This is a genomic window from Cyclobacterium salsum, assembly GCF_010119245.1.
GTDB classification, from domain to species: Bacteria; Bacteroidota; Bacteroidia; order Cytophagales; family Cyclobacteriaceae; genus Cyclobacterium; species Cyclobacterium salsum.
Map to the genome: position 1 here is coordinate 301,396 of NZ_WNKG01000008.1, position 13,328 is coordinate 314,723.

Below are 13,328 nucleotides of genomic sequence, written 5' to 3' on the forward strand. Positions count from 1 at the left end.
CAAAAACCCCAGTGATAAAAATTTAAACGTTTGGAACCAAATTTGTGCTACATTTGTCTATTCATTTCAAATGGGGCTGACCGGTTTTGACAGTAGGTGTAAGGACTGGGCTCGCATGCAGGCTGGAGTATGTACGGCCTTGAAAGATTCATACGAACCATACTTGGCGAATCTAATTACGCCATGGCTGCGTAATCTTACCCTTCGGGGAATAGATACTGCTTAAAGGGTTGAGCTTCGATAGATGCTCCCCGGCCACATCCCACTACCCGTTGCACTGTCCGGGTAGAGTTGGGGTGTCGACTTGACGGTGCTGCTCCCTGTGAGGCTACTAAGCAGGGCTAAGACAAGTGGCTAAGCCGGAAGTAGGTGTGTCACCCAGCAGCTTTCGGCCGACAATCCAATCGGTGACTAAGCATGTAGACGGTACGGTGTTTCCCTATCTGGACGCGGGTTCGACTCCCGCCAGCTCCACAACACTAAGCAATTTCCCCTTGTAATTAGTTGATTTACAAGGGGATTTTTATTTTAGGGTTTTAATTGGTGGCTATTTATGCTCTAAATTGCTCGTATGCAATCTTATAAAGGATTGGTGCCCTTCTTTACAGAAAACGTAGTTGAATAGCACTAAGCATACTCCCTTCTCTTTCCTATCGAAATCCTCTTACGCTCGATTAGTATTCGATACCATCCTGGTCAACGACAGCATGGAATACGCGCCAAATAACCTTAGGAACCTTTCTTATTCAGGAGATTTACTATTATTTGTCATTACATCAGGGGATTAAATAAATTGAGGGAACTGTCGCAATTCCCCGGTACCATACGTCATAGATATATGAAGATTTATAAATTCAAAACCTTGCTATTTTTACTCTTCCTGATTTTTTCCTGTGAAAATAACATGGATCCAAATAGAGAGGGGACTGCCGAGGTGGTCATCTCAGTGGCTTCGAGGGGATTCTATCAGTTTCTCATCAAATTCGACGACGATCTTTATTATCCTGAAAACCTACCAGAGGAATTTAAGGTGGTATCTCAGGAACCCATACCTGCAAATATCAAATTTCGACTCCTGGATGACCAGGAAGACATCTTTCAACCAGCTCCAAATGATGTACCTGTTTTCCTGATGTCTGTACCAGTGATCAAGATAGTATCGATCAAAAAAATTTAATCAACTCCCTAAAGTGTCAAATGGAATAATATACCCACTCCCTGTTTCCCTCTATGGTTTTCGATATAAGTTAATCTTAGCTGGTCTGAAGGTATGAGAAGCCACCAAAACCAATTTATGCTTTTAACGGGTCTCTTTTACACCATTCTCAAAGCAAATGCGATCCGCTTCGGATGCTATGCTTGCGTATTTAACTAAACCCTTCAAATGATCATTATTCCTTTGGTTGGTAATTTTCAGTGGTGGTAAGACAGGATCAACACAATTCCCTACTCAAAGAGACTTGTAACCACCAGAATGAACACGCAAGCAGGATTACAAATCCTGATTTATCTGGGTTCGACATGGCAAATGTCGAACAGCGCGGCTCCGGACCGCTCCGCGGAATTTGTAATTCCGTGGGGCAGATAAAGGGGATTTGTAATCCCCGGAATGGACACGAAAGCAGGATTACAAATCCTGATATCTAGGTCCGGCATTGCAAATGTCTAAAAGCACCATGAATTGGGATGATTAAAATGTTGGTATTTTACCAACGTATTTGTAATTTTACGTTAAACGGGAAACATGGTAATTATCTACTTGACCAAATTGATTGTTTTTGCAAAGAAGCATTCCGATTCCGCCAAAAGTCTAACCACCTGGAAGGTGATTGTAGAAAATGCCAATTGGCAAAAAAACCAGGATATATTGGAGTGTTTCCCGACTGCTAAGATCATTAAAGGCAGTAGGGCACGCTTTAAGATTGTCGGAAATAAATACCGGTTGGTCATCGAGGTAAATTTTGAGGATAAAACAGTAGAAGTTCGATTTATCGGAACCCATGATCAATATGATAAGATAGACGCCACTACCATTTAAAAATTAGGTGAAATGAAAGCGATTAAAAATAATAATTGGTTCTTACTGGAATCAGAAGCTGATTTTGAGGCGGCAAGCGAAAGGTATGAGCAGTTGAAAGATGCGGAAAAAGGTTCGGTAGCACATAAGGAAAAAATGCTTTTGGTTCACCTGATTTCCGAATATGAAAAAAAGCGTTGGAATTTGCCGGAAGTGGATCCCATCGAAATGATCAAAATCCGTATGGCCGATTTTGGCTATAATGCCTCCACCCTGGCAAAAGCCTACGGTGACAGGGGTACCATCAGCAAGGTATTGAATTATAAGCAGTCCCTGTCATTAACCATGATCAGAAAATTCAGTCAGCTGCTGAAAATACCGGCAGAATGGCTGATAAAGGAATACCCGCTAAAAAAAGCCATTTAATTTGCAGGGGTGATAGGTCAGGATCAACACAATTCACTACTCAAAGAGACCTGTATTCGCAAGGATGAGTACGTAAGCAGGATTACAAATCCTGATTTATCTGTGGTCCGACATTACAAATGTCGAACAGCGCAGCTCCGTACCGCTCCGCGGAATTTGCAATTCCGTGGGGCAGATAAAGGGGATTTGTAATCCCCGAACGCGCACGTAAGCAGGATTGCAAATCCTGATTTATCTGGGTTCGCCATTACAAATGTCGAACAGCGCAGCTCCGTACCGCTCCGCGGAGTTTGCAACTTACTCGCCCCTTTTATCCCAGGCCGGAGGGGTTACGCCCAGTAGGTGTTTTACAAAGAAATCCCTGCGCTTCCGTTCACCATAAGCTCCTCCCGAACTGTGGCCCATCCCAGGAATCATCAAGAATTCGAATTCTTTGTCATTTTTGATCAGTTGGTCTGCAAACTGATACGTAGAAGAAGGATCTACATTGTCATCTACCTCGCCCACAATCAGCAAGAGTTTCCCTTCCAGGTTTTTTGCATGCACCACATTCGAGCTTTCCTCATAATGTACGTCCACCGGATAACCCATCCACTGTTCGTTCCACCAGATTTTATCCATACGGTTGTCATGGCAGCCGCAGGAAGATACCGCCACTTTGTAAAACTCAGGATGAAATAGCAGGGCTCCGGCGGCACTTTGCCCGCCGGCGGAGGTGCCAAAAATCCCCACCCGCTCCAGGTCCATATAGGGCCGGTCTTTTGCTGCGGCCTTCATCCACTGAATCCGATCCGGAAATCCGGCGTCTTTCAGGTTTTTCCATGCGACGTCGTGAAAGGCTTTCGATCGATTGGAGGTGCCCATACCATCCATCTGCACCACTACAAAACCCAGCTCGGCCAATTCGTTGAGCCCATTGTAATTGGGAGCAAAGGATTTGGGCACAAAAGCGCTGTGCGGACCGGCATAGATGTATTCGATGACCGGATAGGTTTTTCCGGGGTCAAAGTTGGAGGGCTTGATGATAAGCCCCCAGATATCCGTTTTGCCATCCCTTCCCCTGGCCTTAAAAATCTCCGGTGCCGACCAACCCTCGGCTCGCAAGGCAGCTATATCCGCTTTCTCCAGTTCCATGATTAGCTCCCCATTTCCAGCATCCTTTAATACCGTGGTCGGCAGAAGGTCTTGCCGGGAATAGTGATCCACAAAGTATTGCTGATCGGAGGACAGCGAAATCTCGTGATTGGCATTACCTTCGGTCAGCTGAACGAGGTCGTTTCCGTCTATGCCGATTTTATAAAAATGCAAATGGTAGGGATCTTCGTTTTTGTTTTTTCCGCTGGCCGTAAAGTAGATCACTCCAGCTTCCTCATCCACCTGCAGGATTTCCCTTACCACCCATTCTCCCCGGGTTACCTGCCGCAGCAGCTCACCCGTACGGTCATCAGACAGGTACAAATGCCGCCACCCGTCCCTTTCCGATGCCCACAGGATCTGGTTTTCCTTTTCCAGGTCCTTCCTGAAATACTTGCCGCTGTAATCGATAAAGGTGGGACTTTTTTCCTCGATCAGCGTGCGCAAGGTTCCTGTTTCTGCATCCATCTCGAATACCTTATACAGCTGGTGGCCCCGTTGGTTGTATTCCCAACGAACCGCTGAACCGTCTTTTTTCCAGTTGAGGCGGGTCAGGGCAAATTGATGATCCATTTGGTTTAGTGGTGCTTTCCAGCTACTGCCATTTTCCAGATTAAAAATAACCGGCACGCGTACGGGCATGGCATCTCCAGGCTTCAGGTAATCTCTTTCTATCAGTTTGGGCTGCAACTGATCGGATGGAGAGGAAGCGATCAAGGTCAATTTCCGGACTTCACTGGGCCTGAATTTAAAGGTAGCTAACTTTTTACTGTCGCCTGACCATTCCAATCGGGCAGCATAATGGTCACCGATGACCCCATCGCTGCTCAGCTTTTCCTCCTTGCCCGTAGTCAGGTCTTTTACATACACATTATAATCCCTGATAAACGCTTCCTTTTTACCATCCGGAGAGGACACTGGCTTCCCTTCGTACGCCGGACGTATGGTTCCCCAATAGCGGGAATCAGGGGATTCAGGCTCTTCGATTTTTTCAAGCCGCCTTTGCTCCTTATCCCATTCCCAAACCAGGCCCTGGATTTTGAACTGGATTTTGCCTTTTTCCAATTTGATATCCGTTAATTTCAGTTCCCTTTCTGAATATTCCCTGCCGGTACTATCGGCCAGGGCTTTTGCCAGAAGGAAATGGTCAAACAAGGGTGCTTTCTCCTTACCATCCGGATCGATTTTCAGGTAGCGGATGCCTTCGGTCGTTCTCACCGAGTAGGTAAGCACATTTTCCTCCTGCCATTGGATACCCCTAGGAGAATGGTATACTTTGTCCTTGTAGGCTTCTTTTACAGCGGCAGCCCGTTGATAATCTTCCAGACTCCCCTGCCCATACCCTGTCCAGGGAAGTATCAAAAAGGGCAGGGTAGCGAGAAGGGAGTAAATTTTCATGGTTCAATTCAATTAAATGTGTCCGGAAGCATTTCGCTCCGCGGGATTTGTAATCCCCGGAACGAGCACGAAACCAGGATTGCAAATCCTGGTTTATCTGAAGTCCGACATTACAAATATCGGACAGCACGGCCCCAGGCGCGGAAAATCCAGCCCTAATATTATCAATTTTTTTAGTATTTACCGCTTATTTCCGTATTGTAACCTTTTCTTGTGCTATATTGAAAGGGTCTATATCAGGAATCAGTAGGGGCCTGTTCCGAAAACTCACCATGGGAAAGGTCCTGTTCAACGAAAAAAAGCCAATCATGCCAACCACTCCCTTTACCCATCAACAAACGCCCATTCCCTCACCGGTTTACTGGCGGATAAGCATCCTCACAATCCTACTTTTTACAATCAGCCATTTTACGTTTGGCAGCGGGCGCTACAATGAAATAGAATCATTTTCAGCCGATTTTTCCGCTTTAAACCGAAAGTACACCAACCGGCATTCCCCGGAATACTTCGAAAGAATGGACAAACTGTTCACCGACTGGATCGAAAAACTGGAAACATACGATTTCGAAAACCTATCAACCGACGAAAAAATAGACTTCCTCCTGTTTAAAAACAAGTTGAATAAAGAGCGCTACTTTCTCAATCAATCCTACACAAAATACCAGGAGGTTTCCTTTGTTGCCGACTTTTCAGACCTATTGGTGACATTTTACACCAACAGAAGAACCGGGGTAAAACCCGATGGAAAAACTCTCGCCCAAACATTCAGCGACACCAGGCAAGACCTGAAAAAGCGACACCAGCAAATAGCTGATAGTAATCCCTTCAACAGTTGGCAAAAAGCGGAACTGGCAAGTGAAGTGATAAAATCCTTACGGGAGACGGTGGAGGAAGCCTATCAATTTTACCTGGATTACGACCCGGATTTTAGCTGGTGGATGCGTGAACCCTTTCAGGCCCTGGACGAAGACCTGCAAGCCTATGAAGAATTCTTAAAAACACATTTCGAAAATACCCTGATCAAAGATGATGGCAGTGGCATCATCGGCAAACCCATTGGCGAGGAAGCCATCCTTAAGGAACTTGAATTCGAGTTCATCCCCTACCAGCCTGAGGCCTTGATAGCAGAAGCAGAAAAACAATATGCATGGTGTGAAAAAAAGATGTTAGAGGCTTCTGCTGAATTGGGCTACGGGAATGATTGGAAAGCAGCGCTGGAACATGTCAAAAATACCTATGTACCGCCCGGGGAGTGGCCCGAAGACATCCATTACCTGGCCGAGGAAGCCATTGCTTTTGTGGAAGAACGGGATTTGGTGACCGTGCCCGAACTGGCTAAAGAAACCTGGCGCATGACCATGATGAGCCCGGAAGCCCAGCGCATCAACCCTTTTTTCCTGGGAGGCGAGGTCATTCAGATCTCCTACCCTACCTCGGGTATGAGTCAGGAGGAGAAAATGATGAGCATGCGGGGCAACAATCCCCATTTCTCCCGGGCCACGGTGCAGCATGAATTGATCCCCGGGCACCACCTGCAAATCTTTATGATGCGACGGCACAAACCCCATAGAAGGCATTTTTCTACCCCCTTCTGGATAGAAGGCTGGGCTTTGTACTGGGAGCTTAATTTATGGGATAAGAATTTCCCCCAATCTCCCGAAGATAAGATTGGCATGCTGTTCTGGAGAATGCACCGCTGTGCGCGGATCATCTTCAGTCTGAATTACCACCTGGAAAAAATGAGCCCACAGGAATGCATTGATTTTCTGGTGGAGAAAGTCGGGCATGAGCGGGCCAATGCAGAGGCGGAAGTACGAAGATCATTTGAGGGAAGCTACGGGCCGCTATACCAAATCGCCTACATGATCGGCGGATTGCAATTTTATGCCCTCAAGCAGGAATATGTGGATTCAGGTAAGATGACCGAAAAACGTTTCCATGATTTTATTTTACAGCAAAATTCCATGCCGGTCGCAATGATTCAATTGCAGTTATCGGGAGAACCCATCCCCCGGGAGTATACCAGCAACTGGAAATTCCTGGAATAATACCCCAGAAATCAGCAGAACTTCAATCCAACATCCCATGACCGTATTTGTAGCAGGCGCCAGCGGAGCCACCGGAAAATTGCTCGTAGACCAACTCCTTTTCAATCCGGGGAAAACCAGCCGCATCCATGTGGGGGATTTTATGGCCCGGCCTTTGGTAGAAAATGCACTGTGGGAGCACTGGAAAGGGCAAATGCCCGTACTGTATAACCGAGCCTGAAAAGGCTACTCCCGCTGTCGTAAAACAGGTCCCGAAAATCCTGTAACGAAAACTGAACCCTTAGACTAACTAAAACGCACTATGAAAAATGCACCGTACACTACCTTTGTTTTGATGCTGGCCTGTTCGGCTATTTCCATGTATACCACCATGTATTTCAATACCTATGAGCTAAGTCATGTCTTTTTTAGCTGGACCAGAATGTACATGACGCTGATCGGTATCGGCGGTATGGCGATCATCATGTTTTTGTTTATGCGGAAAATGTATGCCAATAAGAAAAAAAATGTGGCCGTGATCCTGTGCAGTCTCTTATTGATGGCAAGTGCCACCTTTTTGGTAAGGCAGCAGATCCCCATTGAAGATGTGAAATGGATGCGAGCGATGATACCCCATCATTCCATAGCCATCCTGACCAGTAAACGCGCAGACCTGAAAGATCCGGAGGTGAAAAAATTAGCCGATGAAATCATCAAAGCCCAGGAAAGGGAAATAGCCGAGATGAAGGCGATGATCAAACGATTGGAAACTAACCAATAGGAAATGATGGAAACCATTTGGTTTGATAACTGGGAAAGGCTGTACGGTACCATTTGTTTAAAGGTTACCGATTCAATGGATATTCATTTACCCAACAGTCCTTCGGCGGCAAAATAAGCTTCCAACGCCTCCAGGTTGGTGAAATCCACACGGGAACTGGCCATTTGGGCCATGGCTGAGCCGCTGATAATGACATAACGAATGGTATTATCCGGTACCGTCCAGTCCCGGATATTGGGCATAGTGCCTTCCGTATTTTTGGTAAAATAAAAGGCCAGACTAAAGGTATTGAGGCTATAGGCGCTGGAATAATTACCGGTGTATATCTGGTTCAGATGCCGGTAGGTATAGGGAAGATTGGTCCATTGGCTGGGTTCGAAAGCCAGGCCTATCGGCACCCGGATATAGGCCAACACCATGCCATTGGCAACGATGTCTTCCGTAATATCGGGATCGTCAATCTTGGCAATTTTCGCCGGAAAAAAGAAAAGGGTATTGTTGGAATGCTTTGCCGACAGGTAATCATCGCTATAGCTCTGATCGGTGACGGTGATGGTTTTGACCAACACATTGGCATTTCCATCCACGCCATCCTTCCCATCTTCGCCGGGCACTCCCTGCGGCCCCTGCTCCCCTTGCTCTCCCTGAGGCCCGGTCTCTCCATCTTCGCCGGGTATTCCCTGTTCCCCTTGCGGTCCTTGATCACCGGGAGGGCCTTCCGGCCCTTCAAATAGACCACAGCCAATCAATAAAAAACACAACAAAAAGATACTAAACGAGGGAACGGAGAAAAGGGACTTTTTCATTTTATTGGGAGGTAAGGCGTGGAGGCCATTTTATAAAATGGCTTTTTGGATAAACATACACTAAATATATATTTTTTTCAAAAATAACCAAAATCCTATTTGGCTATTTTTCCTACCGAACGAATCCGGTAAGCCAGGTGACCGAAGGGATGGTCTCTACGATTTTGTGGATCACTGTCATTTTGGATAGCGCAACGGGTAACCTTTATCCCCTACTGTAGCCGTTCGCCCTCTTGGGGATCTTTTTTTACCGATGCGACCTGGAAAAAACACGGTTTTTTGCTAGCTATCCGACAGGTTTAAGCCAACTCTTTGAAATAGTTAACTGTTTTCAGCAATCAAACTACAAACGCGAGGATTAGGGCCATGCGAAATCTACCGATACCGTCAACCCGCCAATTCCAGGAAGAAAAAGCGACGATTGCCTGTGCAAGGAACTTGGTACGGATCGTTGCGATTGCGGAAAAAGAAGTACCTTGTATACCCTAACTGCCAACAAAAAAAGACAACCAAACTCCGGCGACCATGAATCCTTTCCAGCGCAGCTACCAAACCGATCAAACGGACAAAGAACTCATCCAGCAGATTTTAGACGGGAAGAAAACCGCTTTGACCATTCTTATTGAAAGACACCAACCCTTTATTTATAACCTTGCCTGGAAACTGACAGGAAATAGTTCAGATGCCGAAGACTTGACCCAAGAAACATTGATAAAAATAATTTCCAATTTAAGTACATTTAAACAAGAAAGCTCTTTTACTACCTGGGCTTATCGCATTGCGAAAAATCACTTTCTAAACGATCAAAAAAAAGCACCTAACATCTTTGCGAATAGTTTTGAAGAACTGGGAACTCGTTTAGATGCTGCTCCCAACACGGATTTATCTGAAAGCGAAAAAAAGGAACAGCAAGAAGCCATTCGTGAAGTAAGGCTACAATGCCTTTCGGGTATGCTCCTCTGCCTGACCAAAGAACAACGCATGGTTTATATAATCGGTGATATTTTCAGGGCAGACCATAATATCGGTTCTGAAATTATGGAAGACGCCAATTGGCAGCGCCGTTTGAACTTGAACTAAAGAACAAGACAGCTTGAAAAAAATTGCCCTTAAAAAAGGACAAATCCTTCAAAGGAAAGGTGACTTTAACAGCAAGGTATATCAAGTTGAGGGGGGCTTGTTGCGTAGTTATGCCATCAGCGATAAGGGAAAGGAACACATCTATATGTTTGCCCCGGAAGGTTGGATTATGGCTGACAATGCCCCTCCCGATGAACCCTGCGATTTGTTTATCGATGCCATTGAAGACTCCATCGTTTGGCAAAAAGAAAAAGACCTCCAAGGAGAGCACGATGTACCCAAGTTGATCAAACGACTGAGTGTGCTTCAGAAAAGGGTCATCATGCTGATGGGCGCATCGGCCCTTGAACGATACGAGCATTTCCTCGCCACCTATCCCGAAATCGTGCAGCGCGTGCCCCAAAAAATGATTGCCTCCTATCTGGGCGTCACACCTGAAGCGCTCTCTGCCGTTCGCAGGAAGCGTAGCCAAAAGGAGTAAATTCACTTCTCCTTCCTTTCTTAATCTACATTAATGCACAGGTTTTGCGCCTGGCCTAGTTTTGTACCATAACGAAATAGCACTTTTATGGCATCAAAATCATTGATCATTGATCACTCCAGTTCAGAAGTATCCTTTCAAGTTAAAAAACTTGGGATATTCACCATCAAAGGCCGCATCGAAGGTTTCACAGGAAAAGTTTCTTTTTCGAAAGAGGCTTTGAAAGATGCCCATTTCGATGTTTGTGTAAGTCCGTCAAGCATTAACACAGGCAATGCCAAACGAGATGAACACCTCAAGAGCAAGGATTTTTTCTACGTAAACGAGCACCCGAATATCTGTTTCCAATCTACTTCCACGCAAGCAACTGTAAGTGGCTACGAGGCAGTCGGAACACTATCCATCCTGGGCATTACTAAAAAAGTAAGCATTCCATTCTCATTTTCGGAAGGTATTTTTGTAGGCCAGTTTTCAATCAACCGATTGGACTTTAAACTTGGCGAAAAATTCCCTGCATTGATTGTGGGAAAAACGATTCACATAACCATCAATTGTAAAATTAAATAATGATGAAAAACTTCAACTTCTTCTTCAAAACAAGTGCAGTTCTATGGATTCTTTGGGGATTGGTACACATCCTCGCCGGCGTAATGACCATGAAAGGGGTGCTATCCGGAGACATCAGTGCCTCCATCATTGGGATTGCCGATGCGGTGGACCCCGAAAGCCTCACCATGGATTATCCAGAGGCAGTCGGGGCAGTCATCGGGCAGCACGGCTTCAATTTGCTTTGGATTGGGCTGGTGACGTTCATTTCCGCTTTTCTTATCTGGAAAGGGAATAAGAAAGCTATCTTTTTGGCTGCACTTACGGGAGGTCTTGCCGATTTGGGTTACTTCTTATTCCTCGACCTGGGTGGCTTTGTCAACTTCGTCCCGGGCACCATCATGACCTTGATTTCCAGCGCAGCCATCTTGCTTAGTTTCTATGGGTATTTCAAAAGCAAGTCGGCTAACCTGCCATAAGTAAATCCATTTTCATTGGTGGCATCGTCAGAGCCGCCGCACTTACGAATTATCCGGCGACTCCTTTTCTCATTTTCCTTATTGCCATTGACTTGATTCCAACCGTTTTGTTGCTATGGTTTCACACTAAACTTTTGAATAAAAATAAATCATTGATGATTGATAAAAAAAACTTTTAAATTCTTTACACATTCCCCAATCGCTTGTCCAAGTAGAAAAAGAGCGAACAAATGGTCATATCCAATCAAAAAGTACTCATCACAGGGGGTGGTTCGGGCATCGGGCTTGCCCTTGCCAAAAAATTCCTGTCCCATCACAACACGGTGATTATTACCGGTAGGAACCTACCCAAACTGGAAAAGGTATCGGCGGAGCTCCCTGGCATTCGTGTTTTCCAAAGCGATGTCACCCAAGAGGAAGATGTCAGAAAATTGGCGGATGCTATTCAAAATGAATTTGGAGGCATCGATGTATTGATCAACAATGCGGGAATCATGCTGCTGCGGGATATGGGAGATGAACGCAACGATTTGCAAAAGCAATTGGAAGAAATAGCCATCAACTTCCAGGCACCTATCCGCATGTTGCATCACTTTTTGCCTCAACTAAAACGGAGCAAAAATGCGGTGCTGGTCAATGTGTCTTCCGGCTTGGCATACGTCCCTTTCGCGCAAGCACCGGTGTATTCGGGCACCAAGGCGGCAGTGCATTTATGGACACAGGCCATTCGACCGCAACTCAAGCCGCACGGCATCAAGGTGGTGGAATTGCTTCCGCCGGTAGTGGATACCAAGCTGGCGAAAGACGCCAATTTGAAAGACGATAATCTCAAACCCATGTCCGTCGAAAAACTGGCCGACAGCTTCTGGAAAGCGTATGCCAGGGGTAAGGAAGAAATCACACCGGGACTTTCGACCCAACTGAAATGGTTGGCCCGTGTCGCACCGAAATTTATTTTCAATCAACTGAACAAACAACCCATTCCTTATAAACTAATACCATGAAAAAGATTCTTCCGTACATTTCCCTCATCGGCATTGCCGCATTTTTGGGCAATATGCTCGTTATCGGGTTTGGCTTTGGCAGCTATTGGCAAACGCTGGAACCCATGGAATTTATGAAGCAATTTACGCTTCAGTTCCCCAACCTCTTACCCCCCACCATGGGCATTTTATTGCCGGCTTTGATTGCCACCATCGCCTTGGTTGTTCTATCGAAAGGGCAAAAAGAAGTCCGCAAAAATTGGAGCATTGCGCTGGCCGGCTTGGTCATCGCCTGTACCATTACCAGTGTATATCACCTGCCCGCTAATTTGGGTTTTATGGAGTCGGCCTATTCCGCCGAAGAAGCGGTAAGCAAACTCAACTGGTGGATGCGGTTACACTGGGTACGAACGATCACCGTCTTTGTAGCCGCCATTTTCGCGGTAAAGGCCTTTAAGTTAGCCACTATCAAACTGTCGTAACAAAAATCAATGGACAATTTCACGATTTTCAATTTGCAAACCGTTGCCGGTTTGCTCACGTTTTACTTCGCGTTCAAATGGTATGTATTCCCAAAACTGGCCAAACTTAGTATCAACGATGCCTTGGTGCCGATGGTGCTTATTCACGGACTCCGGTATCTGGGAATGGTCTTTATGGTCGATACGCAGGTGTACGACGAATTCCCGGACGACCTGGCGTTTACCATTGGCATCTGGGATTACGCCACCGCCATTCTTGCGGTGCTGACCGCCTTTGCCTTGCGCCACCGATGGACCTACGCCATCCCACTCGCCTGGGTATTTAACGTGTTCGGGTTTACAGACCTGATCGCCGCCTTTCCTCAGGTGTTTGCGATCGGGTTTTACAAGTACGACCTGGGAACCATGTGGTGGGCCTTTTCGACCATTGGGCTGGTCAATGTAATTTCTCACGGGTATATTTTTTACAGACTTATCGGCCATCGTAACCGGAACCATTCGCCTGTTTTGGTAAAAACGTAGCATGACGACCGGGTAGGTGAGGAAAATAGGAGGCTTCTGGTTGGGCAGGGTTGGATTTTTGCAGCCCTCGCCCGTACATTTTTAAAAAAAGCTACTAGCTTATTACCCTACTGATTAACAGGCTACTTAGGCATGTCTGGCAGCTGGAGAAGGATTCGCTATCCGG

Annotated in this window: 15 protein-coding genes and 1 other RNA gene; 14 read left to right on the forward strand and 2 right to left on the reverse strand. The window is 46.0% G+C overall.

Features of this window, described 5'->3' with window-relative positions; genetic code table 11:
• Positions 1 to 72: 72 nt before the first annotated feature.
• The 4 genes from ssrA to GJS45_RS16095 all read left to right on the forward strand — a co-directional run bounded on the left by ssrA (position 73) and on the right by GJS45_RS16095 (position 2,443).
• Positions 73 to 477, forward strand: a transfer-messenger RNA (tmRNA) gene (gene ssrA, locus GJS45_RS16080).
• Between the two features lie 361 nt (positions 478 to 838).
• Positions 839 to 1,177, forward strand: coding sequence for a hypothetical protein (locus GJS45_RS16085; RefSeq protein ID WP_162342881.1), 339 nt, complete (start codon positions 839 to 841; stop codon positions 1,175 to 1,177).
• A gap of 567 nt (positions 1,178 to 1,744) precedes the next feature.
• Positions 1,745 to 2,038 carry a type II toxin-antitoxin system HigB family toxin gene (locus GJS45_RS16090; RefSeq protein ID WP_162342882.1) on the forward strand — a complete coding sequence of 98 codons (294 nt, stop codon included), beginning with the start codon at positions 1,745 to 1,747 and terminating at the stop codon, positions 2,036 to 2,038.
• Positions 2,039 to 2,050: 12 nt separating this feature from the next.
• A complete protein-coding gene (locus GJS45_RS16095) occupies positions 2,051 to 2,443 on the forward strand; it encodes a helix-turn-helix domain-containing protein (protein ID WP_162342883.1) in 393 nt (130 codons plus the stop codon).
• A gap of 297 nt (positions 2,444 to 2,740) precedes the next feature.
• Here GJS45_RS16095 and GJS45_RS16100 read toward each other — a convergent pair whose 3' ends face one another.
• On the reverse strand, positions 2,741 to 4,975 hold the full coding sequence (locus GJS45_RS16100) for a S9 family peptidase (RefSeq protein ID WP_162342884.1): 2,235 nt from the start codon (positions 4,973 to 4,975) through the stop codon (positions 2,741 to 2,743).
• A gap of 272 nt (positions 4,976 to 5,247) precedes the next feature.
• Here GJS45_RS16100 and GJS45_RS16105 point away from each other — a divergent pair, with 272 nt between their 5' ends.
• From GJS45_RS16105 to GJS45_RS16115, 3 genes are all read left to right on the forward strand, one after another.
• Entirely contained in the window at positions 5,248 to 7,023 is a 1,776-nt protein-coding gene (locus tag GJS45_RS16105; RefSeq protein ID WP_235954810.1) for a DUF885 family protein, read from the forward strand.
• Between the two features lie 37 nt (positions 7,024 to 7,060).
• On the forward strand, positions 7,061 to 7,243 hold the full coding sequence (locus GJS45_RS16110; RefSeq protein WP_202928100.1) for a hypothetical protein: 183 nt from the start codon (positions 7,061 to 7,063) through the stop codon (positions 7,241 to 7,243).
• A gap of 81 nt (positions 7,244 to 7,324) precedes the next feature.
• Positions 7,325 to 7,783 carry a DUF305 domain-containing protein gene (locus GJS45_RS16115; protein WP_162342886.1) on the forward strand — a complete coding sequence of 153 codons (459 nt, stop codon included), beginning with the start codon at positions 7,325 to 7,327 and terminating at the stop codon, positions 7,781 to 7,783.
• Between the two features lie 83 nt (positions 7,784 to 7,866).
• Here the strand turns inward: GJS45_RS16115 and GJS45_RS16120 are convergent, their stop codons facing one another.
• Positions 7,867 to 8,589, reverse strand: a complete 723-nt coding sequence (locus GJS45_RS16120; protein ID WP_162342887.1) for a collagen-like triple helix repeat-containing protein — start codon at positions 8,587 to 8,589, stop codon at positions 7,867 to 7,869.
• A 525-nt stretch (positions 8,590 to 9,114) separates the two neighbouring features.
• Between GJS45_RS16120 and GJS45_RS16125 the strand changes: the two genes are divergently transcribed.
• The 7 genes from GJS45_RS16125 (at position 9,115) to GJS45_RS16155 (ending at position 13,162) form a co-directional block, all read left to right on the forward strand.
• Entirely contained in the window at positions 9,115 to 9,669 is a 555-nt protein-coding gene (locus tag GJS45_RS16125) for an RNA polymerase sigma factor (RefSeq protein ID WP_162342888.1), read from the forward strand.
• 13 nt (positions 9,670 to 9,682) lie between these two features.
• Entirely contained in the window at positions 9,683 to 10,150 is a 468-nt protein-coding gene (locus GJS45_RS16130) for a Crp/Fnr family transcriptional regulator (RefSeq protein ID WP_162342889.1), read from the forward strand.
• 87 nt (positions 10,151 to 10,237) lie between these two features.
• Positions 10,238 to 10,717 carry a YceI family protein gene (locus GJS45_RS16135; protein ID WP_162342890.1) on the forward strand — a complete coding sequence of 160 codons (480 nt, stop codon included), beginning with the start codon at positions 10,238 to 10,240 and terminating at the stop codon, positions 10,715 to 10,717.
• The gene (locus GJS45_RS16140; RefSeq protein ID WP_202928101.1) at positions 10,717 to 11,175 is read left to right on the forward strand and encodes a hypothetical protein; all 459 of its coding nucleotides are present in this window, start codon (positions 10,717 to 10,719) and stop codon (positions 11,173 to 11,175) included. Before GJS45_RS16135 ends, GJS45_RS16140 begins: the two co-directional genes overlap by 1 nt.
• A 230-nt stretch (positions 11,176 to 11,405) precedes the next feature.
• A complete protein-coding gene (locus GJS45_RS16145; protein WP_162342891.1) occupies positions 11,406 to 12,179 on the forward strand; it encodes an SDR family oxidoreductase in 774 nt (257 codons plus the stop codon).
• Positions 12,176 to 12,640, forward strand: a complete 465-nt coding sequence (locus GJS45_RS16150) for an anthrone oxygenase family protein (protein ID WP_162342892.1) — start codon at positions 12,176 to 12,178, stop codon at positions 12,638 to 12,640. Before GJS45_RS16145 ends, GJS45_RS16150 begins: the two co-directional genes overlap by 4 nt.
• Positions 12,641 to 12,649: 9 nt before the next feature.
• The gene (locus GJS45_RS16155) at positions 12,650 to 13,162 is read left to right on the forward strand and encodes a hypothetical protein (protein ID WP_162342893.1); all 513 of its coding nucleotides are present in this window, start codon (positions 12,650 to 12,652) and stop codon (positions 13,160 to 13,162) included.
• The last annotated feature ends 166 nt before the right edge of the window (positions 13,163 to 13,328 follow it).

What these genes read in the sequence shown, in the direction of transcription:
- GJS45_RS16085 (WP_162342881.1), top strand. Translation starts at nt 839, where the DNA reads ATGAAGATTTATAAATTCAAAACCTTGCTATTTTTACTCTTCCTGATT.
- GJS45_RS16090 (WP_162342882.1), top strand. Translation starts at nt 1,745, where the DNA reads ATGGTAATTATCTACTTGACCAAATTGATTGTTTTTGCAAAGAAGCAT.
- GJS45_RS16095 (WP_162342883.1), top strand. Translation starts at nt 2,051, where the DNA reads ATGAAAGCGATTAAAAATAATAATTGGTTCTTACTGGAATCAGAAGCT.
- GJS45_RS16100 (WP_162342884.1), bottom strand. Translation starts at nt 4,975, where the DNA reads ATGAAAATTTACTCCCTTCTCGCTACCCTGCCCTTTTTGATACTTCCC.
- GJS45_RS16105 (WP_235954810.1), top strand. Translation starts at nt 5,248, where the DNA reads ATGGGAAAGGTCCTGTTCAACGAAAAAAAGCCAATCATGCCAACCACT.
- GJS45_RS16110 (WP_202928100.1), top strand. Translation starts at nt 7,061, where the DNA reads ATGACCGTATTTGTAGCAGGCGCCAGCGGAGCCACCGGAAAATTGCTC.
- GJS45_RS16115 (WP_162342886.1), top strand. Translation starts at nt 7,325, where the DNA reads ATGAAAAATGCACCGTACACTACCTTTGTTTTGATGCTGGCCTGTTCG.
- GJS45_RS16120 (WP_162342887.1), bottom strand. Translation starts at nt 8,589, where the DNA reads ATGAAAAAGTCCCTTTTCTCCGTTCCCTCGTTTAGTATCTTTTTGTTG.
- GJS45_RS16125 (WP_162342888.1), top strand. Translation starts at nt 9,115, where the DNA reads ATGAATCCTTTCCAGCGCAGCTACCAAACCGATCAAACGGACAAAGAA.
- GJS45_RS16135 (WP_162342890.1), top strand. Translation starts at nt 10,238, where the DNA reads ATGGCATCAAAATCATTGATCATTGATCACTCCAGTTCAGAAGTATCC.
- GJS45_RS16140 (WP_202928101.1), top strand. Translation starts at nt 10,717, where the DNA reads ATGATGAAAAACTTCAACTTCTTCTTCAAAACAAGTGCAGTTCTATGG.
- GJS45_RS16145 (WP_162342891.1), top strand. Translation starts at nt 11,406, where the DNA reads ATGGTCATATCCAATCAAAAAGTACTCATCACAGGGGGTGGTTCGGGC.
- GJS45_RS16150 (WP_162342892.1), top strand. Translation starts at nt 12,176, where the DNA reads ATGAAAAAGATTCTTCCGTACATTTCCCTCATCGGCATTGCCGCATTT.
- GJS45_RS16155 (WP_162342893.1), top strand. Translation starts at nt 12,650, where the DNA reads ATGGACAATTTCACGATTTTCAATTTGCAAACCGTTGCCGGTTTGCTC.